At 65.3% G+C, this 26,979-nt stretch carries 18 protein-coding genes; 8 read left to right on the forward strand and 10 right to left on the reverse strand.

The features are described 5' to 3' along the window. Positions 1-22 precede the first annotated feature (22 nt). Genes QFZ83_RS16205 through QFZ83_RS16230 form a run of 6 tightly spaced genes read left to right on the forward strand, consistent with a single transcriptional unit; the run spans position 23 to position 4,692 of the window. The gene (locus QFZ83_RS16205; protein ID WP_306877062.1) at positions 23-256 is read left to right on the forward strand and encodes a ferredoxin family protein; all 234 of its coding nucleotides are present in this window, start codon (positions 23-25) and stop codon (positions 254-256) included. A 36-nt stretch (positions 257-292) separates the two neighbouring features. Further along, positions 293-1,705 (forward strand): ABC transporter substrate-binding protein, encoded by a 1,413-nt coding sequence (locus QFZ83_RS16210; RefSeq protein ID WP_307508056.1) that lies wholly within the window; start codon positions 293-295, stop codon positions 1,703-1,705. Positions 1,706-1,723: 18 nt separating this feature from the next. Next, entirely contained in the window at positions 1,724-2,521 is a 798-nt protein-coding gene (locus QFZ83_RS16215; RefSeq protein ID WP_307508058.1) for an ABC transporter permease, read from the forward strand. Then, positions 2,518-3,369, forward strand: coding sequence for an ABC transporter ATP-binding protein (locus QFZ83_RS16220; RefSeq protein ID WP_307508060.1), 852 nt, complete (start codon positions 2,518-2,520; stop codon positions 3,367-3,369). Before QFZ83_RS16215 ends, QFZ83_RS16220 begins: the two co-directional genes overlap by 4 nt. A gap of 23 nt (positions 3,370-3,392) precedes the next feature. Beyond that, complete coding sequence (locus QFZ83_RS16225) at positions 3,393-4,394, forward strand: HEAT repeat domain-containing protein (RefSeq protein ID WP_307508061.1); 1,002 nt, start codon at positions 3,393-3,395, stop codon at positions 4,392-4,394. Next, positions 4,384-4,692: a gamma-butyrobetaine hydroxylase-like domain-containing protein gene (locus QFZ83_RS16230; RefSeq protein WP_307508063.1), complete on the forward strand. Its 309-nt coding sequence runs from the start codon at positions 4,384-4,386 to the stop codon at positions 4,690-4,692. Before QFZ83_RS16225 ends, QFZ83_RS16230 begins: the two co-directional genes overlap by 11 nt. Before the next feature lie 165 nt (positions 4,693-4,857). Here QFZ83_RS16230 and QFZ83_RS16235 read toward each other — a convergent pair whose 3' ends face one another. Beyond that, positions 4,858-7,284 carry a hypothetical protein gene (locus tag QFZ83_RS16235; protein ID WP_307508065.1) on the reverse strand — a complete coding sequence of 809 codons (2,427 nt, stop codon included), beginning with the start codon at positions 7,282-7,284 and terminating at the stop codon, positions 4,858-4,860. Positions 7,285-7,917: 633 nt separating this feature from the next. Between QFZ83_RS16235 and QFZ83_RS16240 the strand changes: the two genes are divergently transcribed. After that, entirely contained in the window at positions 7,918-8,217 is a 300-nt protein-coding gene (locus QFZ83_RS16240; protein WP_307508067.1) for a hypothetical protein, read from the forward strand. A 55-nt stretch (positions 8,218-8,272) separates the two neighbouring features. Here the strand turns inward: QFZ83_RS16240 and QFZ83_RS16245 are convergent, their stop codons facing one another. From QFZ83_RS16245 to QFZ83_RS16275, 7 genes are all read right to left on the reverse strand, one after another. Beyond that, positions 8,273-10,021 carry a bifunctional protein-serine/threonine kinase/phosphatase gene (locus tag QFZ83_RS16245; RefSeq protein WP_307508069.1) on the reverse strand — a complete coding sequence of 583 codons (1,749 nt, stop codon included), beginning with the start codon at positions 10,019-10,021 and terminating at the stop codon, positions 8,273-8,275. 25 nt (positions 10,022-10,046) lie between these two features. Continuing rightward, a complete protein-coding gene (locus QFZ83_RS16250; protein WP_306877079.1) occupies positions 10,047-10,859 on the reverse strand; it encodes a formate/nitrite transporter family protein in 813 nt (270 codons plus the stop codon). A 60-nt stretch (positions 10,860-10,919) separates the two neighbouring features. Continuing rightward, complete coding sequence (gene nirD / locus QFZ83_RS16255) at positions 10,920-11,261, reverse strand: nitrite reductase small subunit NirD (RefSeq protein WP_280808060.1); 342 nt, start codon at positions 11,259-11,261, stop codon at positions 10,920-10,922. Between the two features lie 21 nt (positions 11,262-11,282). Then, a complete protein-coding gene (gene nirB, locus QFZ83_RS16260; protein WP_307508070.1) occupies positions 11,283-13,811 on the reverse strand; it encodes a nitrite reductase large subunit NirB in 2,529 nt (842 codons plus the stop codon). Positions 13,812-14,187: 376 nt separating this feature from the next. Beyond that, positions 14,188-15,381 carry an ABC transporter substrate-binding protein gene (locus QFZ83_RS16265; RefSeq protein WP_307508072.1) on the reverse strand — a complete coding sequence of 398 codons (1,194 nt, stop codon included), beginning with the start codon at positions 15,379-15,381 and terminating at the stop codon, positions 14,188-14,190. Between the two features lie 192 nt (positions 15,382-15,573). Then, positions 15,574-17,091, reverse strand: coding sequence for a tripartite tricarboxylate transporter permease (locus QFZ83_RS16270; protein WP_307508073.1), 1,518 nt, complete (start codon positions 17,089-17,091; stop codon positions 15,574-15,576). 19 nt (positions 17,092-17,110) lie between these two features. Then, positions 17,111-17,599: a tripartite tricarboxylate transporter TctB family protein gene (locus tag QFZ83_RS16275; protein ID WP_307508075.1), complete on the reverse strand. Its 489-nt coding sequence runs from the start codon at positions 17,597-17,599 to the stop codon at positions 17,111-17,113. 288 nt (positions 17,600-17,887) lie between these two features. On the opposite strand from QFZ83_RS16275, the gene QFZ83_RS16280 reads away from it, so the two are divergent. Further along, a complete protein-coding gene (locus tag QFZ83_RS16280; protein WP_307508077.1) occupies positions 17,888-18,304 on the forward strand; it encodes a MarR family winged helix-turn-helix transcriptional regulator in 417 nt (138 codons plus the stop codon). A 62-nt stretch (positions 18,305-18,366) separates the two neighbouring features. On the opposite strand, the gene QFZ83_RS16285 is transcribed toward QFZ83_RS16280, so the two are convergent. After that, positions 18,367-19,263 carry an OmpA family protein gene (locus tag QFZ83_RS16285; RefSeq protein ID WP_307508079.1) on the reverse strand — a complete coding sequence of 299 codons (897 nt, stop codon included), beginning with the start codon at positions 19,261-19,263 and terminating at the stop codon, positions 18,367-18,369. A 31-nt stretch (positions 19,264-19,294) separates the two neighbouring features. Beyond that, positions 19,295-26,851 (reverse strand): ESPR-type extended signal peptide-containing protein, encoded by a 7,557-nt coding sequence (locus tag QFZ83_RS16290; protein ID WP_307508081.1) that lies wholly within the window; start codon positions 26,849-26,851, stop codon positions 19,295-19,297. Between the last annotated feature and the right edge of the window lie 128 nt (positions 26,852-26,979).

Raw genomic sequence — 26,979 nt, forward strand, 5'->3', positions numbered from 1 at the left:
CCACGAAGAACGAGAACCCCACATGCCCATCGCCCTCACTCCCACCAGCGTGCCCGTGCGCATCGACGACGACAAGTGCATCGCCCACAAGGGCTGCACCGTCTGCGTGGACGTGTGCCCGCTCGACGTGCTCGCCATCGACCTCAGCAAAGGCAAGGCCTACATGAAGTTCGACGAGTGCTGGTACTGCATGCCTTGCGAGAAGGACTGCCCCACGGGCGCAGTCACCGTCGACATCCCCTACCTGCTGCGCTGATCCGCGGCCGTTGAATTTCAAACCGGAGCAACCACGATGAAGACCCAGAGAACCTTGGCGCTGTGGAGCGCGACCTTCGGCCTGATGCTGACCCTTCCCGCTGTGCAGGCCGAGACCATCCGCATCGCCATCGGCACGCAGGACACCACGATCAACTGCGCCACCGGCGGCCTGCTGATCCGCGAACTCAAGCTGCTCGACAAATACCTGCCGCGCACCGGCAAGTACAAGGACGCGCAATACCAGATCGAGTGGAAGAACTTCACCTCCGGCGCGCCGCTCACCAACGAGATGGTCGCGGGCAAGCTCGACCTCGGCTCGATGGCCGACTTTCCGGGCAGCTTCAACGGTGCGGCCTTCCAGAAGGCGGGGCGCAAGAGCATCTTCATCACCGTGCTCTCGGGCAGCACCACCGGCAGCGGCAACGGCATCGTGGTGCCGAAGGACTCGAAAGTGCAGTCGATCGCCGAACTCAAGGGAAAGACCATCTCGGTGCCCTTCGCCTCCACCTCGCACGGCATGCTGCTGCGCGCGATCCAAGCGCAAGGCTGGGACCCGCTGAAGGACGTGAACATCACGACCCAGGCGCCCGAAGTGGCCGGCCCGGCGCTGCAGGCCGGCAAGGTCGAGGCGCATGCGGACTTCGTGCCCTTCGCCGAGCTGTTCCCGTACCGCGGCTTCGCCCGCAAGATCTACGACGGCTCGCAAGCGAATGCGCCCACCTTCCACGGCAGCCTGGTCGACGAGGAGTATGCGAAGAAGTACCCCGAGGTCGTTACCGCGTACCTGCGCGCCGCGCTCGAAGCCGACCGCCTCGTCGCCGCCGAACCCGAGAAATACAGCGAGCTGATCGCCAAGGTCACGAGCATCGAGGCGGAGGTCAACTACCTCTTCCACGGCCCGCTCGGCCTGCAGACGCGCGACCTGAGCTGGAAGCCCGAGTACCGCCAGGCGGTGAAGACATCGCTCGACACGCTGCGCCTCTTGAAGCGCACCGACAACGACATCGACGCCAATGCCTTCGTGCAAGACGGCTACATCCGCACCGCCTTCAAGGAGGCGGGCCTCGACTACGACAAGCAACTGAAGAACTACGCCCGCGCCCCGCTCGTCGCGAAAGATGCAGCGACCGGCAAGCCCATCACCGACGTGAGCCGCGTGGCCCAGGTCTGGGTGACCGGCGAGCCGCTGGTGCGCCACTACGCCTCGCCCGAGAACGCGTTCGCCGACCTGCAGAAGCTGGAGAAGGCCGGCAAGAAGGCGCGCGTGGTCTATGCGCAGGACCGCAACAGCGGCAACAAGCTGCTGGCGGCCGATGCGTGGTTCGTGCTCGGCGCCAAGGGCGAGGTCGATGCCTTCCTGCTCAAGGACCAGGCCGAGGGCTGGGCCGCGAAGAACGGCGGCAAGGTGGCGGACTTCGCCGCCGCGCGCGCCGCGCTGGCCGGCTGACGTTCCTCCAGCTTCACCATGGCCAGCCTCTTCAACGGCAACCTGCCGCGCGCCACATGGCGCATCGGCGCCCTGCTCCTGTGCGTGCTCGCATGGCACCTCGCCACGCGCGAACGCATGAACCTGGGCTTCATCACCTTCCAGAACGTGCCGCCGCCGCGCGAGGTGGCCGAATCGGCGTGGTCGCTGGTTCAGTCGCCGCTGGTGCTGCAGCATCTGTCGGCGAGCTTGCGCCGCGTGTTCATCGGCTTCGGCCTCGCGGCCATTGCGGGCGTGGCATTGGGCCTCGCGATCGGCCGCGCCCGCTGGGCCGAAGACACGCTGCTGCCGCCGCTCGAAGTGCTGCGCCCCATCCCCGCCGTGGCGTGGATTCCGCTCGCCATCCTGATGTTTCCGTCCTCGGAAGCGTCGATGGTCTTCATCACCTTCATCGGCGCGCTCTTTCCCGTGCTGCTCAACACCGTGCACGGCGTGGAGGCGGTGGATGCGCGCCTCGTCGCTTCGGCGCGCAGCCTGGGCGCGGGCCGCCTCGCAGTGTTCCGCGAAGTGATCCTGCCGGGCGCGCTGCCGAGCGTCGTCACCGGTCTTGCCATCGGCATGGGCACCGCGTGGTTCTGCCTCGTCACGGCCGAGATGATCTCGGGCCAGTTCGGCATCGGCTACTACACGTGGATGTCGTACACGATCCAGAACTACGCGGACATCGTGGTCGGCATGCTCTTCATCGGCGTGCTCGGCATGGGCAGCAGCGCGCTCGTGCGCCGGATCGGCCAGTCGCTGATGCCCTGGCGCGCGGTGCAGGAGAAACGCGCATGAAGGCCGACGTGCAAACCGGCCGCATCGCCATCGACGACCTGCGCGTGCGCCTCGGCCAGGGCGCGCAGGCCTTCGATGCGGTGCAGGACATCACGCTGCATGTGGAGCCCGGCGAATTCGTCTGCCTGCTCGGCCCTTCGGGCTGCGGCAAGTCGACGCTGCTGGGCGCGCTCGCCGGCCACCTGACGCCTGCGGGTGGCGTGATCCACGTGGACGGCGAGCCCGTTCGCGGACCGCATCCCGACCGCGGCCTCGTGTTCCAGCACCACACGCTCTTCCCCTGGAAGAAGGTGCTCGACAACGTCGCCTTCGGCCTGAAGATGCAGGGCGTCGGCCGCCGCGAGCGCCATGCGCGGGCGCACGAAATGCTGCGGCTCGTGGGCCTGGACGACTTCGCCGGCTTCTACCCCTCGCAGCTTTCGGGCGGCATGCAGCAGCGCGCCGAAATCGCGCGGGTGCTCATCAACCATCCGCGCGTGATGCTGATGGACGAGCCCTTCGGCGCGCTCGATGCGCAGACGCGGCTGATGATGCAGCGCCAGCTGCTCGACGCCTGGGCGCGCGTGCGCACCACCATCGTCTTCATCACCCACGACATCGACGAGGCGCTGTTCCTCGGCGACCGCGTGCTCGTGATGGGGCCGCGGCCGGGCCGCATCGTCGCCGAGTTCGCGCTCGACTTTCCCCGGCCGCGCGATCCGTCGCTGGTCACTTCTTCCGAATTCACCGCGCTCAAGCGGCGCTGCCTGCAGCTGCTGCATCCGCATGCGGGCGCCAGCAAACCGCTGGAACGCCTCACGCCGCTCGGCGCCGCCCCCACCGCTGCGCAACTGCGCTTTGCCATCTAGAAAAACAAACAAACAAACAAAGAATGACTTCCTCGCTCCTCGACGACCCCGAACTGCAGGCCATTGCCGAACGCCTGGCCTCCCCCGATGCCGAAGTGCGCCGCATCGCCGTGATGGACCTGGGCGACCTGTCCGACGAGGCGCACACGCCGCTGCTGGTCGCGGCCCTGCGCGACGACACGCCCGCCGTGCGCGCCGCCGCGGCGCTGGCGCTCGAAACCATGGAGAACCAGTCCGCCGTCGAAGGGCTGGCGGTGGCGCTCGACGACGCCGATGCACAAGTGCGCGAAGCCGCTGCCCACAGCCTGGCCGAACTGAAGGAACCCGCATCGGCCGCCTGGCTGCTGCCGCATGCGGGCACCGGCCCCGCGCGGGTGCGCGCCGCCGTGCTGCGTGCGCTGCGCGAACTGCGCGTGCCGGCCAGCGCCGGCCCCGCGCTGGCGGTGCTGCAGGAGCCACGCGCCGCGCAAGACTCCGCCGACGCCATCGCCCTGCGCCGCGAAGCCATCGGCGTGCTCGGCTACCTGAAACATGCGCCCGCGCTGCCTGCGCTGGCCGGCCTTGCCGCCTCCGACCCGGTGGACGAAGTGCGCCGCGCGGCTGTGGGCGCGCTGGCCTTTGCGGCGGGCGATGCCGATGCGCGCGTCGCGCTGGAAACCGCGCTGCGCGATGCGAGCTGGCAGGTGCGCGAAGAAGCGGCCACCGCACTCGGCAAGCTGCAGCAACCCGCCGCGACCGCTGCGTTGTTAGTGGCACTGGACGACGACTACTGGCAGGTGCGCCTGCGTGCGGCCCGCAGCCTGGGGCGGCTGCGCAGCGCCGAGAGCGTCACGCCGCTGCTCGTGGCGTTGGGCCACAGCATCAGCAACCTGCGCAAGGAAGCCGCGCTGGCGCTGGGCGACATCGGCGATGCAGGGGCGCTGCCCGCACTCGAACTTGCCGCGGACGACCCTGATCCCGAAGTGCGCAAATCGGCCCGGCTGGCCATCGTTCAGATCGGCAACAAGGCGGCCCATGGCGCCTGAGTCCATCGTCGATCACCGCGCGCGGGCCGCGCTGGAGTTTTGCTGGGGCGATGGGGAGCGGTATCTGGCTACGTACCAGTTGCTGCGGGCCAGTTGTCCTTGTGCGGATTGCAAGGTGCTGCGGGCGGCTGGGGGCGATGGCATTGCGGGTGACGACGTGCAACTCGCGGACATACAGCCGGTTGGGGCCTATGGCGTGCAGTTCGTGTTTAGCGATGGGCACGACCGGGGGATTTTTCCTTGGGTTTTTCTGAAAGAAATTTTAGAAAAACGTGTGAGAGCAGCAATCGCTCCTTGACCAAATCGTAGCTTTCTGGCCCATGGGCGAAGTTTTGAATGCCTGGCGTCGGCCATTCAGCGATTATGAAATGGCTCAATATATTGGGCTATTCCAGGCACTGAAATTAACGCCTGACATGGCGAAAATCGTGGCGAGATAAAAATCGTCGCCCGCATGGAATGCTCATTGATTTTTACTTGCGCTGGCAATGACGCGTACTTTCTGAGATTCCCAGTCGACAAACATTGCAGGCACAAACTCATATTCTGGCGGCAAATCGTAATACGCTATTTCCCTTTGCTCCTCTTGACTTAAATAACTTAAAAAGAGGTCCATTTTATCCAGCCTGAGTTTTACTCGATCAAACCTTCGACCATCTCGAAAAAGCTGCACCTCCCCATTTGCCAGATTAACAAGAGCGTTGCAGTGACTCTCGGATCTCATTCCACTGTCTGTGCAAATCAAATCGATATACGTGAAGGCCTTATATAGCTCGTCTAGAGCAAATTGTCCAAAAGAAGTTATTCGCAATGCATCTATTTCGTCGGCAAAGGAATCGTGACGCGTAGAAGATTCTATTAAATTGGATGCAAGCAACCTGTCTATCCAATAGCGAAAGTCTCCGTCGAAGCCAAATACGTCGGCAAAAAATCCGCGTAGCTCAGGCATCGGTATGAAGGCAGGCGAGAGCGGATCCTGGGCAACGGAAAGACGCTTGAGAATTCGCAATCCGGTGAAATGAGAGCCACCTTCGTTGGTACGGATTTGAAAAAGGTTGGGGATTTTACTGTTTTTTTCGTCGTAAAAAAGACGAGTTGGAGTCATCAGCGGCTTAATGACTTGATGAATCAACAAAGTCCAGCGCCCGCCCGACTGAGCCATTTCCTGCGCATTGGTATAGCCAGAAAGAATCAAATCGCCAAAAAGATCAAGCGCGAGACGAATATTGCCATGCGCAGATGCGGTGATAAATTGATTTAATGGTGAGGGCGGGCTGCGCGAAAAATCATTTCGAAATACACGAAAGAACGAAGCGACGCTTTCAAGCGAGCCCTCCTCTACATTAAGTACGCTATCGCGCAACAACTCCAATACGTAATTAATTCTTTTCCCAAAAACCTCATCAGGTGTAGGCGAGCTAATATGGAAGGCACTATTCTGATACGCATCGAGAAATCCGCGGATTTTTGACGCATAAAATCTTTCTTCCCGCATCGAGATAAGAACTACACAACCCAGAGCTTCGATAATTTCGGCAGCAAGGGAAAAGGTGTAGTCCTGAAGTTCGTTATCCAACTGATCGGTGTTGTCAACCGCGACAATTACGCCCTTGTTGTTATTCCTATGCCATGCGACTAGACGCTGAGCAACATATTTATCGTCGCTTTTCCACTCTTTAAGCAATTGATTCAAGGTCAGATTATATGCTTCTGATTCCTTGTTAAGTCCCGCCAAGGACTGCTTTTCCGCCACATCAAATTTATCGGAAAAAAGTCGTAAAAGCTGCGCTCGATCAGCAATCAACAGACGATCCGAGTCCAATTGATCAATCAAAGACTCCCACAGAGATTTTCTTACTGAAATAGCATCCTTGGGCGCCGAAAGCATGTCTATCACGACTGGGACACAATACTTTTTCAAGTAAGGGGGCGGACGAAAATAAAGAACTTTCTTTATGAATGTGGACTTTCCCGCCCCCTTGCCTCCGAACAATATGACTATGTCTCCTTTGTGACCCTGTCGCATGCCATTAACAAGTCGATTTGCAAATGCTCCTCCCGATTCCGCGTCTTCAGTTTCATTAACGCCGTAGTTTTTCATAAATGGCGAAACTGAATCTCGAATTAGAGTCCGTACGCCCGACACATTCTTATCGTGCGCTCGCTCATGAACGTAGCATTTATCGACGAATTCAGAATTGTCCACGTCAATCGGCCCAAAGTACCGCAAGACGATTCCTCTGATTTGACGAGCTAGCGAGTTTGCGTTGATTGTTTGGTTGAAGGAGACTATCCGCTCTTTCGGGAAAAACACCTCGCCGCTATCAGGTGTGCTTCCTTCAAATGCCCGCTGTAGGCTGTGATTTTCAATAACAGATATATATCCAAGAAGATCTGTTGCCTCAATGAAATTGGAGTCAAACCAGGAAATCTCTGAAATTACTATCGCAGAAAGCTCTTTCCAAGCCTTTCCTTTTTGAAACGCTTTAAAAATTATAAATTGAAGCCCATTTGTAACGACCCCATACTCGCATCCCTCATCAGCACAATATCGCTGCGCCTGAATTATTGCCGCCTTAGCTGTTGCCGAGGTTAAGAGTGTTTTAGTTTTTACTGTTCTGAAAGGTTTTTTGTAATTGAAATTAGGCGGCAGATCGAAGTAGACACCAGTCCTTTTTGCTTCGACAATAATAGCCGGCCGCCCTGATGCGCGATTTAGATGATAGTCAGCGTAACCGTCAATTGAATTTTGCTCCATCCTGAATGACGAAATAGGCCATCCGAGAACTTCGCGAAATATTCTGTCAATGATTTGAAATCGCGTGTCTGCTTCATTCAAATTGACAGATTTTGCGAAAGAAACAATTTCAGCGGCAGCGGCGTGTGACATTAAGAAACCTCCGAATGCGAGCATAACAATATGCGCGGCGTATAGCGGCCTTTGCGAACCGCACCCGTGCATCGCCAAACGCCCATCCGGCGGGGCATCGACATCGTCACCGGAGCCGCTGTGCTAGCGCAAAGAACTTCACTCTGGCGCGAGTTGCCACGAGTCTGGCGCGCTTTTCGCCATGGAAGCGGGGCTTGGTCGCACGGCTCGATGGCCACGCATACCCGCCCGGCGAACAGACGTCGAGCTTGCTCGTGGCCCGCAGCCGCGGGTTGCGAAACGAGACGCTGAAGCTTTTGCGGCGTCCGCTTGATTCGATCGATCTTCCATGCCGAACATCACGCGAGCTGCAAAGCCACAAATATCCGCGTAGCTATACTCCGCCCCGTCACGTCAAAAACAGGCGTGATCGGGATTGGACTCCCGCTGAAATCACTGCGACGAAAGCCGCAGCTACCGCAAGGACTGCGGCTTTCTCATTCGTGCAACCTTTTTAGGCGGCTCGATGGGCGGGCGCAAGCCCGGCCGGTTTCACGCAAGTGGTTTCCCGGTAGTCCAACCCGTCGAGCCGCCGCCCTCGATTGGACTCGGGTGCGTCGGTTTCAGTAAACCGAAACCCCTTGGAGGCCATCAATGGCTCACGTTCCCCCGTCCCCCGAACCCTTCGACACCAACAGCGCCGCATTGCTCGCGCTGCGGGCCTGCGACGACATCGACAGCCTGCATGGCGTGCGGCTCGCCTATGCGTGCATCGAGAAGCTCGTCGATCCGCAGCTTGCGAGCGACTCGGAAGATGTCTACCCCATCCGCACCGAACTGAGCGCGCTGATGCGGCTGGTGAACGAGGAATTGCAGCGCCGCATCGAGACGACAGAGGCCACGATGCAGTCGCTGCGTCTGGCGGTGGACAAAGTCAGCGCGGCGCCGTGCTGAGGTCTTCGATCGCCGGCTTGGCGCCGCTGCGATCCGTGCGCTGAACCCCGCAACCTCAACGCCCCAGGACCAACACCCCGAGCAGCACCGCCGACACGATGGCCAGCAACGCCGTGGTCGCCTGCCAGAAGCGCACGGGGTGCCGCTCGATCAGCGGTGGCATGCGCGCACGCAGAAACTCCTGCCCGGGCGCGCGGAGGTCGTGCGCAAGCTCCGACACGGCCTCCTGGCGCTTCAGCGGATTCGGATTCAGCGCCTTCTGCAGCACCGCATCGACCCACTCGGGCAGGTCGGGCCGCAGGTGGCGCACCGGCACATAACGCAGCCGATTCACATCGGCGGGCGATCGAACCCGCGAGACCTGCAGCCCGTACGGCAACTGGCCCGTGAGCATCTGGTAGACGATCACCGCCATCGAGAACAGGTCGGACCGCGCACTGCCGCCATGGCCGGTGAAGTACTCGGGCGCCGTGTACTGCAGCGTGCCCGTGATCGCGAGCGGCCTGCCCTCGCCTGCGCCATCGGCGAGCCCCGCCACATGCGTCGTCGCGAGGTCGATGATCCGCACGGTGCCGGTGCGGTCGATCATCACGTTCTCGGGGCGCATGTCTTGGTGCAGCATCTCCTTGCCGTGCAGCGCCTGCAGCCCACTCGCCAGTTGCTCGGCGATGCGGCGCACGCTGTCGAGCGACGGCTTGGGGTTGTCGACCATCCATTGCGCGAGCGTCTGGCCATCGACGTATTCCATGGCGACGTACAGGTGGCCGCGCGCGCGCTCGATGGCGCTCGCCTTGAGCACATGCACGTTGTCGATGCGCCGCGCCACCCACTCTTCCAGCACGAAGCGGTCGAGGTACTCCGGGTCGTCGCGCAGATCGACCGAGGGCAGCTTCAGCACCACCTGCTGCCCGCTCGCGTCGTCCACCGCCAGGTGCACGTGGCTGCGCGAGCTCACATGGAGTTCGCGCACGAGGGTGAAGCCTTCGAAGCGGGTGCGGGGCGCGAGCGGCGGCGCGATGGCGAGGCCTTCGCGCTGCAGGGGCAGCGGTGCGGCGTCGGCCGGCGGCAGTTCGTCGATGCGCACGAGCTGCACCGTGCAGTCGTCGTCGCTGCCGCGGGCCTGCGCGGCCTCGGCGAGCAGGCGCGCGGCAGCGTCGTAATCGTCGCCGCATCGCGCGATCGCGTCGTGCACGGCGGCGGCATCGAGGTGCGTGTAAGCGCCGTCTGTGGCCAGCAGGTAGACCTCGCCCACTTCCGCCTCCCAGCAGCGGTAGTCGATCTCCACGTTCGGCCCCGCGCCGAGCGCGCGTCCGAGGTACGACTCGACCGAGGACAGATGTACGCGGTGGTCTTCAGTGAGTTGCTCCAGGCCGTTCGTATGCAGGCGATGGATGCGCGCATCGCCCACGTGCAGCATGTGCACGTCGCGCCCTTTGAACACGAGCGCGCTGAAGGTGCAGACGTAGCCGCTGTCCTTGTCGAAGCGCGCGTCGCTGCGCATCGTCTGCGCGTGCAGCCACGAGTTCGTGGCGCTCAGCACGCGCTGGGCTGCGCGGCGCACCGACCACGCATCGGAGGTCGCGTAGTAGTCGTCCAGAAAGCCCCGCACCGCCGCCGCGCTCGCCACCTGGCTCACGCGGCTGGAGCCGATGCCGTCGGCCAGCGCCACCGCGATGCCCTTAGACATGCGCAGCGTTCCCTCGGGCAGCATCGCGCCGTGAAAGTCCTGGTTGACTGCGCCTGGCTTGGCCAGCGAGTGCTGGCCGAGCGTCACGCGTAGGGCCTTCTGCGTGGGCATCAGCATCGAGACGATGGATGCGTGAGGGGTATCAGCTGGTCTTGCGCTTGGGCGCGGTCTTGTAGTGCGTCGAGTACAGCGTCAGCCCCACGAAGGTCAGGCCGCCCACGAGGTTGCCGATGACGGTGGGAATCTCGTTCCAGATCAGGTAGTCCATCAGCGTGAACTTGCCGCCCAGCAAGAGGCCGGTGGGGAACAGGAACATGTTGACGATCGAGTGTTCGAAGCCCATGTAGAAGAACACCATCACCGGCATCCACATGCCGATGGCCTTGCCCGACACGGTGGTGGACATCATGGCCGCGACCACGCCGGTGGAGACCATCCAGTTGCACATCACGCCGCGGATGAACAGCGTCAGCATGCCGGCGGCGCCGTGCGCGGCATAGCCGACGGTGCGGCCTTCGCCGATGTGGCCGAGCTTCTCGCCGATGGCGTTGGGCGCCTCGCTGAAGCCGAAGGTGAAGATGATCGCCATGAACACCGCCACCGTGAGCGCGCCCGCGAAGTTGCCGACGAACACCAGGCTCCAGTTGCGCATGACGCCGCCCCAGGTGGCGCCGGGGCGCTTGTCGAGCACCGCAAGCGGCGCGAGCGTGAACACGCCGGTCAAGAGGTCGAAGCCCAGCAGGTACAGCATGATGAAACCGACCGGGAACAGCATCGCGCCCACCAGCGCGTTGCCGGTGTTCACGGTGATCGAGACGGCAAAGGCCGCGGCGAGCGCCAGGATGGCGCCGGCCATGTAGGAGCGGATGAGCGTGTCGCGGGTGGACATCAGCAGCTTGGATTCGCCGGCATCGACCATCTTGGTCACGAACTCGGCGGGGGCTAGGTAGGCCATCGGGATTCCTTGAAGAAGCGAAAAAGCAGAGAAAAGATTGAAGCGTCGAAGGTGCGCGGCTCAGCCCAGCGCGACCAGCACGCGGCCTTCATCCACGCGCACCGCATGGGCCCGCACCGAGTACTCGGGCGCCTCCAGGCACTCGCCGCTGCGCAGGTCGAAGTGGTTCTTGTAGAGCGGCGAGGCGACGACGATGCGGTCGCCCAGGCTCCCCACGAGGCCGCGTGAGAGCACGCTGGCACCGGCCTTCGGGTCGACGTTGTCGATGGCGTACAGGGCCTGCTCCCGGCCCACGCTGAAGATCGCGACATGCACGCCGTCGACCAGCGCGCAGACGCCGGTGTCGGGAAGGATGTCGGTGGCCGCGCAGACGGCGGTCCATTGGAGGGTGTCGGTGGTCATCGTGAAAGTCCTCGGTTTTCGTCAGACGGTTTCGGCGTCGGCTTCGGTGCTGCGCTCTTCGGCGCGGGCCGGGCGGATCTGGCCGCGCTCCTTCACGAACACGATGTGCTCGTCGGGCTTCTCGCTGTTGACGAAGGAGCGGAAGCGCTGGCGCACGGCGGGGTCGTTCACCGCGGTCTTCCACTCGCACTGGTAGGTGTCGACCACGTTCTGCATCTGCACTTCGAGTTCGCCGGCGATGCCGAGGGTGTCTTGCAGCAGCACGCCCTTGAGGTAGTCGAGCCCGCCTTCGAGGTTCTCGCGCCAGGTGCTGGTGCGCTGCAGGCGGTCGGCCGTGCGCACGTAGAACATCAGGAAGCGGTCGATCAGCTGGATCAGCTGGGCCTTGCTGAGGTCGGAGGCGAACAGCTCGGCGTGGCGCGGCTTCATGCCGCCGTTGCCGCAAACGTAGAGGTTCCAGCCCTTCTCGGTGGCGATGATGCCGACGTCCTTGCCCTGCGCCTCGGCGCATTCGCGGGTGCAGCCGGACACGCCGAACTTGATCTTGTGCGGCGCACGCAGGCCCTTGTAGCGGTTCTCCAATTCGACGGCCAGGCCCACGCTGTCGTCCACGCCGTAGCGGCACCAGGTCGAGCCCACGCAGCTCTTCACCGTGCGCAGCGACTTGCCGTAGGCATGGCCCGACTCGAAGCCGGCGGCGATGAGTTCTTCCCAGATCGATGGAAGCTGCTCGACGCGCGCGCCGAACATGTCCACGCGGGCACCGCCGGTGACCTTGGTGTAGAGGCCGTACTTCTTGGCGACCTGTCCCACGGCGATGAGCCCGTCGGGCGTGACCTCGCCGCCCGGCATGCGCGGCACGACCGAATAGGTGCCGTCCTTCTGGATGTTGCCGAGGAAGTAGTCGTTGCTGTCCTGCAGGCTCGCGAGGTTCTTCTTGAGCACGAACTCGTTCCAGCACGAGGCGAAGATGCTGGCCGCCGTGGGCTTGCAGATGTCGCAGCCCAGGCCCTTGCCGTGCTTGGCGAGCAGGTCGTCGAAGCTGCGGATCTCGCCCACGCGGATCAGGTGATAGAGCTCCTGGCGCGAGTACGCGAAGTGTTCGCACAGGTGGTTGTTGACGGCCATGCCGCGCTTGGCCATCTCCACCTTCATCACCTGCCCCACCAGTGCCACGCAGCCGCCGCAGGTGGCGCCGGCCTTGGTGCAGGCCTTCATTTCGGCGACGGTGCAGGCGCCCTCGCCCACGGCCGCGCAGATCTGGCCTTTGGTCACGTTGTTGCAGGAGCAGATCTGGGCCGTGTCGGGCAATGCATCCACGCCGAGGCCGGGGCGCGCCTTGCCGTCGCTCGAGGGCAGGATCAGGAACTCGGGGTCCGCCGGCAGCGCGATGCCGTTGAGCGCCATCTGCAGCAGCGTGCCGTACTCGGCCGCATCGCCGACCAACACCGCGCCCAGCAGCTGCTTGCCGTCTTCGCTCACCACGATCTTCTTGTAGATCTGCTTGTGCTCGTTGATGTACTGGTAGGCGCGCGAGTGCGGCGTCTTGCCGTGTGCGTCGCCGATGCTGGCCACGTCCACACCCATGAGCTTGAGCTTGGTGCTCATGTCCGCGCCGATGAAGGCGGCGTCCTGCTGGCCGGCGATGTGTTTCGCGGCGACGCGTGCCATGTCGTAGCCGGGCGCGACGAGGCCGAAGGTCTGCTCGTTCCACGAGGCGCACTCGCCGATGGCGTAGACGTTGTGGTCGCTGGTGCGGCAGTGGCTGTCGATCGCCACGCCGCCGCGCGGGCCGATGGCCAGCACCGACTGGCGGGCCAGCTCATCGCGCGGACGGATGCCGGCGGAGAACACGATCATGTCGGTCTCCAGGTAGGTGCCGTCGGCGAACACCATGCGGTGCCGCGCGGCGGCGCCGTCGGTGATTTCCACCGTGTTGCGGCCCGTGTGCACATGCAGGCCCAGCGCCTCGATGCTGCTGCGCAGCGCGCGGCCGCCGCCTTCGTCGACCTGCACGGCCATGAGGCGCGGGGCGAACTCGACCACGTGCGTCTCCAGGCCCATGTCGCGCAGCGCCTTGGCGCATTCCAGGCCCAGCAGGCCGCCGCCGACGACCACGCCGCTCTTGGAGCGCGCGCCGCATTCCTTCATCGCCTCCAGGTCTTCGATGGTGCGGTAGACGAAGCAGTTGGGGCGGTCTCGCCCGGGCACGGCCGGCACGAAGGGCGAAGAGCCGGTGGCCAGCACGAGCTTGTCGTAGGCAACCACTTCGCCGTCGGCCGTGGTGAGCGTGTTGTTGCGGCGCTCGATGGCCACGGCCTTGGCCGCAAGGCGCAGCGTGAAGCCGCTGCGTTCGAAAAAGCCGGGCTCCACCAGCGAAAGGTCTTCGGCGGTCTTGCCCGCGAAGAACTCGGAGAGATGCACCCGGTCGTAGGCCGCACGGGGCTCTTCGCAGAACACCGTGACCTCTGCGTCGGCAACGCCGAGTTCGTGGAGTTGCTCTAGAAACTTGTGGCCCACCATGCCGTGGCCAATGACTGCGATTTTCATGTCGGATCCTGCGTGCAGCCGGCCATGCGTCAGTCCGCCGCAGACCCCGTCGGAAAGACGGCAGTCAGGGCGAGCCCCCGCAAGGGACGGATGCGAATCGGGTTGGAACGGACGTACTGCCGGCCTTGGTTGAACAAAGGCTTGCAGTGCGCTCGGGTCCGCCGTCGTTAGCGGAGGCACTGTGAGTGCCGCGGCGGCGTTGCCGCGGAACAGTGCAAGACCCTGCGCAACATCCGTGCCAGGCGATTCAGCCTGCGGTCAGGCCCCCAGCCCTTGGGGTCGCACCAAATACGGCGCCCGCGCGGGCATGGCGCGCGGCCGCGTGCGCCGTTGTGGCGCATGCGTCGTCCCGTTTGGTGCAGGGAGGTGCGGGCGCTCAGCGCAGGTAGCGCCCGCCCGGCGCCACCATCACCAGCTCGACGAAGTGCGATCCGTGGTGGTTCTCGGGGCTGTAGTCGACCGTGTAGCCGCCGATGTCGGCCATGCGCATGCCCTCCATCGCCGCGACGAGCTTCTGGGGTGTCACACCCCTGCCCGCGCGCTTGAGGCCCTCCAGCAGCACGGTGAGGTTCAGGTAGCCGAAGAAGTGGTCGTAGTCCACCGGGAGGTCAGCCGCTGCCATGGCCGCGTGGTAGCTGCGCGTGAGCGTGCTCGTGGCGCGGAAGGGGTACGGCACGATCTGCGCGACGGCCAGGCCCCGGGCGTCGTCGCCGAGCGCCTCGATCAGCGGGCGCGAGTTGGCGATGCTCACGCAGTAGATGGGCGCGGCGATCTTCTGCCGCGCCGCCTTGACGAACGGCACCATCGACGGCCCGAAGGACATGAAGATCAGCGCCCGCGGCTTGGCCGCCGCCAGCGTGGCGACGGCGGCGGGCGCATCGCTGCCGCTGACTTCGAGCGGCACCTTGGCCACCAGCGTCGCGCCGAGTTCCTTGCAGGTTTCCTCGACCACCGGCGCCATGAGCTGCCCGAACGGGCTGTTCTGGTAGACAAGGCCGATCTCCGCCTGGTGCAGCGTGACGAGGTTGCGCACCATCTGCACCACCTCGTCGCGGTAGCTCGCCATGGTCGTGAAGAAGTACGGGTTGTGCTTGGCGCGCAGCACCGGCGAGCCGCTGTACACGCCCACGAGCGGCACCTTTTTCTCCACGAGCAGCGGCAGCACCGCGCCCGCGCCGGCGGTGTTGGTGAGGCCGAAGAGCGCGACCACGTCGGGGCGCGCGAGCAGTTCCTTCGCGTTCGACACCGTCTTCTGCGCGTCGTAGGCGTCGTCCAGCGTGACCAGGCTCACGCGCCGGCCCTCGACGCCGCCCTTGCGGTTGAACTCCTCCAGCGCCATCTCCTGGCCGCGCAGCACCGCCCGCAGCGTGGGCGCGAGCGGGCCGCTCAGGTGGGCGCTCTGGCCGATGACGATGTCGCCGCCGGGTTTGGCGGCCGCCGTCGCTGCGGTGGTGGTGGTGGTGGTGGTCGTGGCAGCGAAGGCGGGCCGGGCCGCAACGCCAACCGCGGCGCAGGCCATGGCAACGGCCGCTCGGCGCCGGGTGATCGGACGCACGGGTTCCTGGATCATGAATGTCTCCTCGTTCTTGTTGAAGGCGCCGGATGCTGCGGCCCTTGCGAGGTCTGACGATGTCCTTTGGGTGACAACGCGCCTATAAAAGTCAACTGCGTTGTCATCCTGTTCACTGCCCCGCCAACCGGCGTGCCGCCGATCGTAAAAACTGAGGGTTGCACCTCTTGATCGGCCGGGGCGGCTTATCTATTAGGTCTCCTCCACGAACGCCTCTTCGCGCTTGGACCGGATGGACGGCAGCAGCACGATCAGCATCAGCAGCACCGCCGCGATCAGCAGCCCCGCCGAGATCGGCCGCGAGACGAACACGCTCCAGTCGCCGCGCGACAGCAGGAGCGCGCGGCGCAGGTTCTCTTCCATCATCGGCCCGAGGATCAGGCCCAGCAGCAGCGGCGCGGGCTCGCATCCGAGCTTGATGAAGGTGTAGCCCACGACACCGAAGATCGCCACCAGCCAGATGTCGAACACGTTGTTGTTGGTCGAGTACACGCCGATGGCGCAGAACAGCACGATGGCCGGAAAGAGCCACTTGTAGGGAATGGTCAGCAGCTTGATCCACAGGCCGATGAGCGGCAGGTTCAGGATCACCAGCATCAGGTTGCCGATCCACATCGAGGCGATCAGGCCCCAGAAGAGCTCGGGGTTGCTGGTCATCACCTGCGGGCCGGGCTGGATGTTGTGGATGGTCATGGCGCCGACCATCAGCGCCATCACCGGGTTGGGCGGAATGCCCAGCGTGAGCATCGGGATGAAGGAGGTCTGCGCGCCCGCGTTGTTGGCCGCCTCGGGCCCGGCCACGCCGCGGATGTTGCCCTTGCCGAAGGCCACCTCGCCGGGCTTGAGCTGGATCTTCTTCTCGAGCGTGTAGGCCGCAAAGGCCGACAGCAGCGCGCCGCCGCCCGGCAGGATGCCCAGCGACGAACCGAGCGCCGTGCCGCGCAGCACCGCGGGGAACATGCGCTTGAAATCCTGCTTCGTCGGGAACAGGCCCGAGACCTTGGCGGTGAACACCTCGCGCTCGTCTTCCGGGCGGGCGAGGTTGGCGATGATCTCGCCGTAGCCGAACACGCCCATGGCTATGGCGATGAAGCCCAGGCCGTCGGTGAGTTCCGGAATGTCGAAGCTGTAGCGCGCCACGCCCGAGTTGACGTCGGTGCCCACCAGGCCCAGCAGCAGCCCGACCATGATCATGCAGATCGCCTTGAGCAGCGAGCCCGAGGCCAGCACCACCGCGCCGATGAGGCCGAGGATCATCAGCGAGAAGTATTCGGCCGGGCCGAACTTGAAGGCGATCTCGGTCAGCGGCGGTGCGAAGGCGGCCAGGATGAGCGTGCCCACGCAGCCCGCGAAGAACGAGCCCAGCCCCGCGGCCGCGAGCGCTGGCCCGCCCCGGCCCTGCTTGGCCATCTGGTGCCCGTCGATCACCGTGACCACGGACGACGACTCGCCCGGCAGGTTGACCAGAATGGCCGTCGTCGAGCCGCCGTACTGCGAGCCGTAGTAGATGCCCGCCAGCATGATGAGCGCTGCCACCGGCGGCAGCGCATAGGTGGCCGGCAGCAGCATCGCGATGGTGGCCGTGGGACCGATGCCCGGCAGCACGCCGATGAGCGTGCCCAAGAGGCAGCCGATGAAGGCGTAGAGGATGTTCTGCAGCGACACCGCCGTGGCGAAGCCGAGCGAGAGATGGTCGATGAGTTCGGTCATGCGTGTGGTGCTCCCCGGCTCAACCGCTGATGAAGGTGGGCCACACCTGGAACTGCAGCTTCAGTCCCACGATGAAGGTGAGGTAGCTGCCGATGGCGAGCACCGTCGCGAGGATCAGCGAGAGCTTCATCGAGAAGTTCGCGCCGGCCATGCAGGCGACCACCACGAGCGCGTAGATCGCGGCGATAAGGCCCATGGCGGGCAGCCCGATGCTGCGCAGGCCCGCGAGCAGGACGCCGAACAAGAGGTTGGCGCCGATGATGAAACCCAGCGGCTTCCAAGCGATCTTTCCGATCGGGTCGCCGTCGGCGGTCTTGACCGTGAACGCACTGGAGATCACCACCAGCCCCAGCACCGCGAGCAGCGTGCCGATGATCAACGGGAAGTAGCCAGGGCCCATGCGCGCCGCGCTGCCCACGTTGTAGTTGGTGGCGCCGAGGGCGAAGGCCGCACCGACGCAGGTGAACATGACGCCCGAGAAGAAGGTCTTCTGGCTCTTGATCTGCATAAGCAATCTCTCTCTCGAATGGGAATGGGAAAGGAAGAAAAAAGGCAGGAAAGGAAAAGGCAGGAACAGCAACATCGCGGCCCGCGCGGTGGCTCGAAGAGCGGCACGGCCCCAAGGGAATGCACATGGCAGGCGAAGGCCGGCGCGGTATCGCCGGTTCGCCAGTCAGGCTGCGGACAGGTACGTCATGTTATGAGGTTTATTACGTCACATCGTGAGTAATAACCCTCTGAAACATGGGCCCTCGCTGCTACATTGCCTTCCGTTCGCACATCACTTGGAAATGCAATGGCCAGCCAGCGCAAAAGCATCGGAAAGCAGCACTTCGAGGCGCTCTCCGATTTCAGATTCAGACTTCGCAGCTTCCTGCGCTTCAGCGAAGACGCCGCGCGGGAGGAAGGCATCACGGTGCTGCAGTACCAGCTGATGCTTCACACGCAGGGATTTGCGGGCCGCGAATGGGCCACGGTCAGCGAGATCGCCGAGCGCCTGCAGGCCCAGCCGCACGGCGTGGTCGCGCTCGTGTCGCGCTGCGAGGAAGCAGGCTTGGTCAAGCGCAAGCCCAGCAGCACCGACCGGCGACAGGTCGAGGTGCACCTGCTGCCCGCGGGGCGCAAGAAACTGGAGACGCTGGCGGCCCTGCACAAGGATCAGGTGGCCAAGCTCGCGGAAGTCGTGGCGCTGGTGAACAAGGACGGCGGCTAGCAGGAAAAGAAGAAGGCGACGGACCGGCCCTTCTCAAAGAACGCGGCCCGTCGCGAAGGCAATCAACGCCCGGTCGAGACTTCGATATCGACGCGCCGGTTCGGCGCCAGGCAATCGATCAGTGCCGCGCGGCTGGCCTGCGCGCATTGCACCTTCGGCTCCGATTCGCCCCTGCCCTGCACCTGCACGCTCTGCGCCGGCACGCCGGCCTGCACGAGGTAGTCGCGCACGGTCGTTGCGCGCGCCAGCGAGAGCGCCTGGTTATAGGTTTCGCTGCCGAGCCGGTCGGTATGACCGGTCACCCGGACCGCTTCCACCGGCCTTGGGCTGGCCTTGATGTCGCTCGCCAGCGCATCGAGCCTGCGCCGGCCGTCAGGCAACAGATCGGCCAACGAGCGTCCATCGAAGCGGAAGAGCCCATCGGCACCGAGCGTCGTCGTTCTTGCGGGCGCCGGCGCAGGCTGGATGACCGCGACGGGCCGCGCTGCCGCGGGCGGCGGCTTGAGCAGGTCGGCGCAGCCCGGTCCCTTCCAGTACGTGCCGTTGACCAGCACGTCCGCATTGAAGCGCACCATGTACTGGCAGGTGATGTATTCAGGCCCAGCGCCGGTGCGGAAGTGAAAGATGTAGTTCCACTCGCGCACCCCGGCCAGCCCTTCGCTGAAGTGCGGAAAGCCCAGCAGTTCGCGCACCTGGTCCTTGCCCATGCCGGTGCGCATGGTGCGCAGGGCTTCCAGGTTCGGGAAGGCGCCCTGCTGCCATGTAGCCGAACCGGGTGCGGGAAAGTCCTCGTCTTTCGGCGGCGCCGGGTTCTCCGAAGCGGCGCGGGCCTGCATTTCGGGCGTGATGGTGTAGCTCGTCGCGCAGCCGCCGGCCAGCAGTGCGGCAAGGCAGAGCGCGGCGAGTGGCACGGTGCGCATCGCGACGGAGGTCCTGGCTTGAGAAAGCTTGTTGTTCATGGTGATGTCGTCCAGTTCTTCTCGATGGCGATCAGTTGAAGACCCATTCCGCGCCGACGGTCGCGCCCACCCCGGCACGGCTGGTCGCCACGCCGCCTGTGATGCTCCAGGCGTTGTTCTCGGCGGTGCGCCGGAAGCTGATGCCCACCGCGTTCTCGCCCTTGAACGAACCCGCGCCGATGCGCATCACCGTCTTGCCCGGCACGTAGCTGCCCGGCATCTGCAGCGCCATGGCCGCGGCCACGCCGGCATAGGCGTTCTTCTCGACGCCGTCGATGCGGTCGTTGACCGCGTTGATGCGGTTGTTCAGGCCGCCGCCGAGCGCGTTCAACTGGTTGACGTTGACCGCGTCGGTGCCCGCCACGCCCGGCGCCACGTTGTGCACCGTGACCGGGCCGGTGGCATTGCTGCCGCCCATGCTCACGCTGTTGTAGTTGACAGAGCCATCGGGGTTGCTGTCGTACTTGACCGTCGACTGGTCGATCGCCGCCACCGTGCCCTGCACGCCCCGCAGCTGCGAGACGTTGACTGCGTCGCTGTCGGCCGTGCCCGCGGCCACGCCGGTGATCTGGCGGAACTGGCCGCTCGCCGCATTGCCCACCGAAACGGCCGCCAGCGTGCTGGTGGTCGCGCCGATGGCGATGCGTTGCGCGTCGGTCGCCGTCGGCGGCACGTAGCCCGCCACGCCCGCGGCCGTCGAGGCCACCGAGCCCGCGCCCAATGCCACGCCCCCCGCCTGCGTCACGCTGCTGCCCGCGCCCATCGCCACGCCCTGGACGCCGGCCGCCGAAGCGCCCGTGCCCATCGCGATCGAATCGGCCAGGTGCGACGTTGCGCCCTGCCCGACCGCAATGCCGCCCGGTGCGCTCTGCTGCACCACGGCCCCGTTGCCGATGCCCACGCCGTTGTTGCCGTTGACCACCGTCTGCGGCCCGACCGCCACCGACTCCGCGCCGACCGCGAGCGAATCCGCCGCGCTGGAGTTGGCATGGAAGTACTTGATCGGCGTGACGACGAAGGACTGCAATGCACCGCTGAGCTGCCGCACCGTGACCGCATCCTGCGCCTGCGTGCCGTCCGCCACGTTGGTGATCTGGCGGTAGGTGGTGGCGCTGCCCACCGACACCGCGCCCAGCAGCGTGCGGTCGGCGGTGTTGAACGGGATCAGCGCGCTGCCAGCGGGGATGTTGCCGCTGCTGCTTGCAATCGCCCGGTCGGACACCGCGCCAGAGCCGATGGCCACGGCGCCGTTGACGGTCGCGCTGGCGTCCTTGCCCGATGCGATGGCGTCGGTCCCCGTGGCACCGAGGTTGTCCTCGTTGCCGCCGCCGGTCGAGTTGACGCTGTAGTACCTGATCTTGTTGGCCGTGACCGTGGTGCTCAGGTTCTCGATCGACTGGTTGGTGGCGAAGAGCTGCGAGCCGTTGATCGCGTCGGTCGAGCTGCCGGAGATCCGGCCGGCCGCCACATTGGTGAGCGTGCGTTCGCCACCCACCGTGCCGACGCTGACCGTGCCGATCGGCGAGACGCCCTGGAAGTTGTAGGTCGTGCCGTTGATCGTCGTGCTCGATGTGCCCACCGCGGTCGCCGTGACTGAACCTGCACCGAGCGCCACACTGTTGGCGGTGCCGGCTGTCGCACCCAGGCCCATCGCGACGCTGGAGTTACCTGCGGCGGTCGCGTTCTTGCCGGATGCGATGGCGTCGGTGCCCGTGGCGCCGAGGTTGTCCTCGTTGCCGCCGCCCGTGGAGTTGACGCTGTAGTACTTGGTCTTGTTGGTGGTGACCGTGGTGCTCAGGTCCTCGATCGACTGGTTGGTGGCGAAGAGCTGCGAGCCGTTGATCGCGTCGGTCGAGTTGCCGGCGATCCGGCCCGCCGCGACGTTCGTGATCGTGCGCTCCGCGCCCCCCGAACCGACGCTGACCGTACCCACCGGGGCGACGCCCTGGAAGTTGTAGGTCACGCCGTTGATCGTCGTGCTGGCGGTTCCGACTGCCGTGGCTGTGGACGAGCCCGCACCCAGCGCCACGCTGTTGGCCGTGCCGGCCGTCGCGCCCAGGCCGATGGCCACCGCCGAAGCACCGGCCGCGGTCGCGTTCTTGCCCGATGCGATGGCATCGGCACCGGTCGCACCGTCGTTGGCTTCGTTGCCACCACCTGTCGAATTGACGCTGTAGTACTTGGTCTTGCTGCCGGCCACTGTCGTGTTCAGCTGGTCGATATTCACGCCGTCGGTGCCTGCCACGCCGGGTGCCACGTTGGTGATCACCTTGCTGCCCGCATCGATGCCGGTCACGGTCACGCTCGGACCGCCCACGATGGTCAGGCCACCGTTGTCGATCTTGGTGTTGCCCGTGGTCACGGAGTTGAAGACCGGATCGGCTACCACATCGACCTTGATCTGGTTGCCCGTGCGCGTGACGGTCGTATTGCTGCCGTCAGCGAAGTCCGCAGTCCCGCCCGGGGCGATGTTCTGCGGCGTCGCTTCGCCATTGGCGCTCAGGTTCCAGCCTTTGCCTGCCGTCGTCGCGACGTCGGCGATCGCCTGGTTGGTGGCGTACAGCTGCGAGCCGTTGATCGCGTCGGTCGAACTGCCGGAGATCCGGCCGGCAGCGACGTTCGTGATCGTGCGTTCGCCGCCCACCGAGCCGACGCTGACCGTACCCACCGGCGCCACGCCCTGGAAGTTGTAGACCGTGCCGTTGATCGTCGTGCTCGCGGTTCCCACCGGCGTTGCCGTGACCGAACCCGAACCCAGTGCCACGCTGTTGGCCGTTCCCGCTGTAGCACCCAGGCCCATCGCGACGCTGGATGCGCCCGCGGCCGTAGCGTTCTTGCCGGAAGCGATGGCGTCGGCGCCGGTCGCGCCGTCGTTGGCTTCGTTGCCGCCGCCGGTCGAGTTGACGCTGTAGTACTTGGTCTTGCTGCCGGCCACCGTGGTGTTCAACTGGTCGATGTTCACGCCGTCGGTGCCTGCCACGCCGGGCGCCACGTTGGTGATCTGCGTACCGCCGGCGTTGATGCCGGTGGTCGTCACGCTCGGCCCACCCACGATGGTCAGGCCGCTGTTATCGATCTTGGTGTTGCCCGTGGTCATCGAGTTGAAGGTTGGATCGGCCACCACGTCGACCCGGATCTGGTTGCCCGTGCGCGTGACCGTCGTGTTGCTGCCGTCAGCGAAGTCCGCAGTCCCGCCCGGGGCGATGTTCTGCGGCGTCGCCTCGCCGTTGGCGCTCAGGTTCCACCCCTTGCCCGCCGTCGTTGCCACATCGGTGATGGCCGCGTTGGTGGCGAACAGTTGCGAGCCGTTGATGGCGTCAGTTGAGTTGCCGGCAATCCGACCGGCGGCCACGTTGGTGATCGTGCGCTCGGCGCCTCCTGCGCCAACACTCACCGTGCCCACCGGTGTAGCGCCCTGGAAGTTGTAGACCGTGCCGTTGATCGTTGTACTGGCGGTTCCCACCGGCGTTGCCGTGACCGAACCCGCGCCCAGCGCAACGCTGTTGGCCGTGCCCGCTGTCGCACCCAGACCCATGGCAACACTGGAAGCACCTGCAGCCGTAGCCCCCTTGCCCGATGCGATCGCATCGGCCCCGGTCGCACCGTCGTTGGCTTCGTTGCCGCCGCCGGTCGAGTTGACGCTGTAGTACTTGGTCTTGCTGCCGGCCACTGTCGTGTTCAGTTGGTCGATATTCACGCCGTCGGTGCCTGCCACGCCGGGTGCCACGTTGGTGATCACCTTGCTTCCTGCGTCGATGCCGGTCACGGTCACGCTCGGGCCACCGACGATCGTCAGGCCGCCGTTGTCGATCTTCGTGTTGCCTGTGGTCACGGAGTTGAAGATCGGATCGGCGACGACATCGACCTTGATCTGGTTGCCCGTGCGTGTGACGGTCGTGTTGCTGCCGTCAGCGAAGTCCGCAGTCCCGCCCGGGGCGATGTTCTGCGGTGTCGCTTCGCCATTGGCGCTCAGGTTCCAGCCTTTGCCCGCTGTCGTCGCGACGTCGGCGATCGACTGGTTGGTGGCGAACAACTGCGAACCGTTGATGGCGTCGGTCGAGGTGCCGGAGATCCGGCCGGCCGCGACGTTGGTGATCGTGCGCTCGGCGCCTCCTGCGCCCACGCTGACCGTGCCCACAGGCGCAATGCCCTGGAAGTTGTACGTTGTGCCGTTGATCGTCGTGCTGGCAGTTCCCACCGGCGTTGCTGTGACTGAACCCGCGCCCAGCGCAACGCTGTTGGCCGTGCCCGCTGTCGCACCCAAGCCCATGGCGACGCTGGATGCGCCCGCGGCCGTGGCACCCTTGCCCGATGCGATGGCATCGGTGCCGGTCGCGCCGTCGTTGGCTTCGTTGCCACCGCCTGTGGAGTTGACGCTGTAGTACTTGGTCTTGCTGCCAGCCACCGTGGTGTTCAACTGGTCGATGTTCACGCCGTCGGTGCCTGCAACGCCGGGTGCCACGTTGGTGATCACCTTGCTGCCTGCGTCGATGCCGTTCACAGTCACGCTCGGGCCGCCAACGATGGTGAGCCCGGCGTTGTCGATCTTCGTGTTGCCTGTGGTGACCGAGTTGAAGATCGGATCGGCAGACACGTCGACCCGGATCTGATTGCCCGTGCGCGTGACGGTCGTGTTGCTGCCGTTGGCGAAGTCAGCCGTCCCACCCGGAGCAATGTTCTGCGGCGTCGCCTCGCCGTTGGCGCTCAGGTTCCACCCCTTGCCCGCTGTCGTTGCCACATCGTCGATGGCCGAGTTGGTCGCGAACAACTGCGAGCCATTGATCGCATCCGTCGACGTCCCGGAAATCCGGCCAGCCGCCACATTGGTGATCGTGCGTTCCGCACCTCCTGCGCCAACACTCACCGTGCCCACCGGTGTAGCGCCCTGGAAGTTGTAGACCGTGCCGTTGATCGTCGTGCTCGCGGTTCCCACCGGCGTTGCCGTGACCGAACCCGAGCCCAGTGCCACGCTGTTGGCCGTGCCCGCCGTGGCACCCAGGCCCATGGCCACGCTGGAGTTACCCGCAGCCGTGGCGTCCTTGCCCGAAGCGATGGCATCGGTGCCAGTGGCCCCGTTGTTGGTTTCGTTGCCGCCCCCCGCGGAGTTGACGCTGTAGTACTTGGTCTTGCTGCCGGCCACCGTGGTGTTCAGCTGGTCGACATTCACGCCATCGGTGCCCGCAACGCCAGGTGCCACATTCGTGATCTGCGTACCGCCGGCGTTGATGCCGGTGGTCGTCACGCTCGGACCGCCCACGATGGTCAGACCGTTGTTGTCGATCTTCGTGTTGCCGGTCGTCACGGAGTTGAAGATCGGATCTGCAGACACATCGACCCGGATCTGGTTGCCCGTGCGCGTGACCGTCGTGTTGCTGCCGTTGGCAAAGTCCGCCGTCCCGCCCGGGGCAATGTTCTGCGGCGTGGCTTCGCCGTTGGCGCTCAGGTTCCAACCCTTGCCCGCCGTCGTTGCCACGTCCTCGATGGCCGAGTTGGTCGCGAACAACTGCGAGCCGTTGATCGCATCCGTCGACGTCCCGGAAATCCGGCCGGCCGCCACGTTGGTGATCGTGCGCTCCGCCCCTCCCGCGCCCACGCTCACCGTGCTCGTCGGCGCAACGCCCTGGAAGTTGTAGGCCTTGCCGTTGATCGTCGCGCTCGGCGTGCCGACCGCCGCGGCCGTGACCGAACCGGAGCCCAGTGCGACATCCCTCGCGTTGTTGGCCACTGCCGTATCGCCGAACGCCACCGCCCCCGCGGCCAGCGCCTTGCTCGTGCTGCCGATCGCCACGCTGCCCTGGCCCACCACCGTGTTCTGGAAGCCGATGCCGACCGCGCCCTGCGCCGCCGTGCCGGGGACGCTCACGTCCTGTCCACCGCCGCCGACCTTGTTGGTATTGCCCATTGCCACCGCGCCGTTGCCGGTGGCGGTGTTGTCCTTGCCGCTCGCGACCGCGCCATCGCCGGTGGCGGTGTTCGGATCGCCGATGGCCACCGCGCCGTTGCCGTTCGCGACGTTGCCCGAGCCGATGGCCACCGCCTTGCCACCGGTGGCGGTGGAACCGTTGCCGATGGAGACGGCATCGGCGGAATTGGCGACCGCGTTGGTGCCCATCGCGATCGCGTTGAGCGCCGAAGCCTTGGCGCTGTTGCCGATCGCGACCGCCTGGGCGGCGGAGGCACTGGCGAGCGCGCCCACGGCGGTCGCGTTCTGGCCGCCTGCCGCCGTGCCGAAGCCCAGCGCGGTGGATCGCGTGAGCGTCGCCGCGGCGTTGTTGCCCACCGCGACCGCGCCGTCGGCTGCGGCGCTGGCGCCCGACCCCGCCGCGACCGAGCCGATGCCGGACGACACCGCCTGGTTGCCCATGGCCAGCGAGAAATCCGCCGACGCGTTGGACAGGTTGCCGAACGCGGCCGAGCTGGTTCCTGCAGCGTTGGCCCGGGTGCCGATGGCTGCGGCATCGGCGCCGCTTGCGCTGACGCCCCAACCGCCGGCAAACGCCCGGCCACCGCTGGCGCTCGAGCTGACGCCGAGCGCCGTGGAGTTTCCTCCCGACGCCTTGGCAAAGGTGCCCAAGGCGCTGTCCCCGGCCCCGGTGGCCGTGGCGGAGGCGCCCAGCGCGACCGTATTGATGTTGCCCGCAACCGTACCGGTTCCCAGCGCCATGGCCGAGGTGGCCGATGCCGCGGCGTTCGGGCCGACAGCCACCGAGCTCGCCCCGGTCGCCTTGCTCTGGAAGCCGACGGCGGTGGCGTTGCCGTTCGACGCGGTCACGTCCGTGCCGATGGCAATCGCGCCGACGCCCGTGGCTCCGGTTCCCGCCGCGGTGCGGGAGCCGATGTAGACCGAATTCAACTTGCTCGCGACCGACTGGAAGCCGACGGCAATGGCGTTCTGCGCGCTCGCGGCGGCGTTATTGCCCTGCGCCACGGTGTCCAGGGCGGACGCAGCGGCTTGGTATCCGAGCGCGAGGCTGCGCAATCCGGTCGCCGCTGCGCCTGCGCCGACGGCAACGGCGTTGTCGCCACTGGAGAGAGAAAAACTGCCCGCGGCAATGGCGTTGCCGCCGCTCGCGGTCACGTCCGTGCCGATACCGATGGCGCCCCCGGCCAACGCGCCTGTCGTGGGACCCGTGCGCGCGCCCAGGTAGATGGAGTTGACGCCGGCGGTATACGCCTGGAAGCCCAGGGAGATGGCGTTCTGCGCGGCGCTGTGGGCGTTGTAGCCGACCGCGAGGCCGCCGAGCACATCGCTGGCGGCGAGCGAACCCAGCGCGGTGGCGCCGATGCCCGATGCCCTGGAGTTCAGGCCCATGCACGAGGCGGTGCCGTTGTACGCGTTGTAGGGCGCTCCGCTGCAATCCACCGCCTGTGCCTCGGCGAAAGACGTCCACCCGACGGCGCTGAGGGCGACCAGCGCAGTCGCGAGTCCCGCTCGCAGCCGCCGCGCCGGACGCGCTGCGAGCAGGCCCCCTGCCGCGGACAGCGCCACGTGACTGCCGCCGCGTTTTCCGCGGGCGTGGGAAACCTCCGATGCCGCAACCCAGGCACCAAGGGACTCGTTCCAGAGCGAGCGGTAAGTTCTATTCATGGGATCCATCCATCCATTGAAAAACTATTGAATGGCAGTCGCCATTCCGCTCCCTGGGCATTTTTTTGAAATTACGTTTTGAAATTAATCTTAATAAATGAATGGGTCTGCGCAATGGGGCATGTCGC

This window comes from Variovorax sp. W1I1, assembly GCF_030815625.1.
In the GTDB taxonomy this organism is placed as follows: Bacteria; Pseudomonadota; Gammaproteobacteria; order Burkholderiales; family Burkholderiaceae_C; genus Variovorax; species Variovorax paradoxus_C.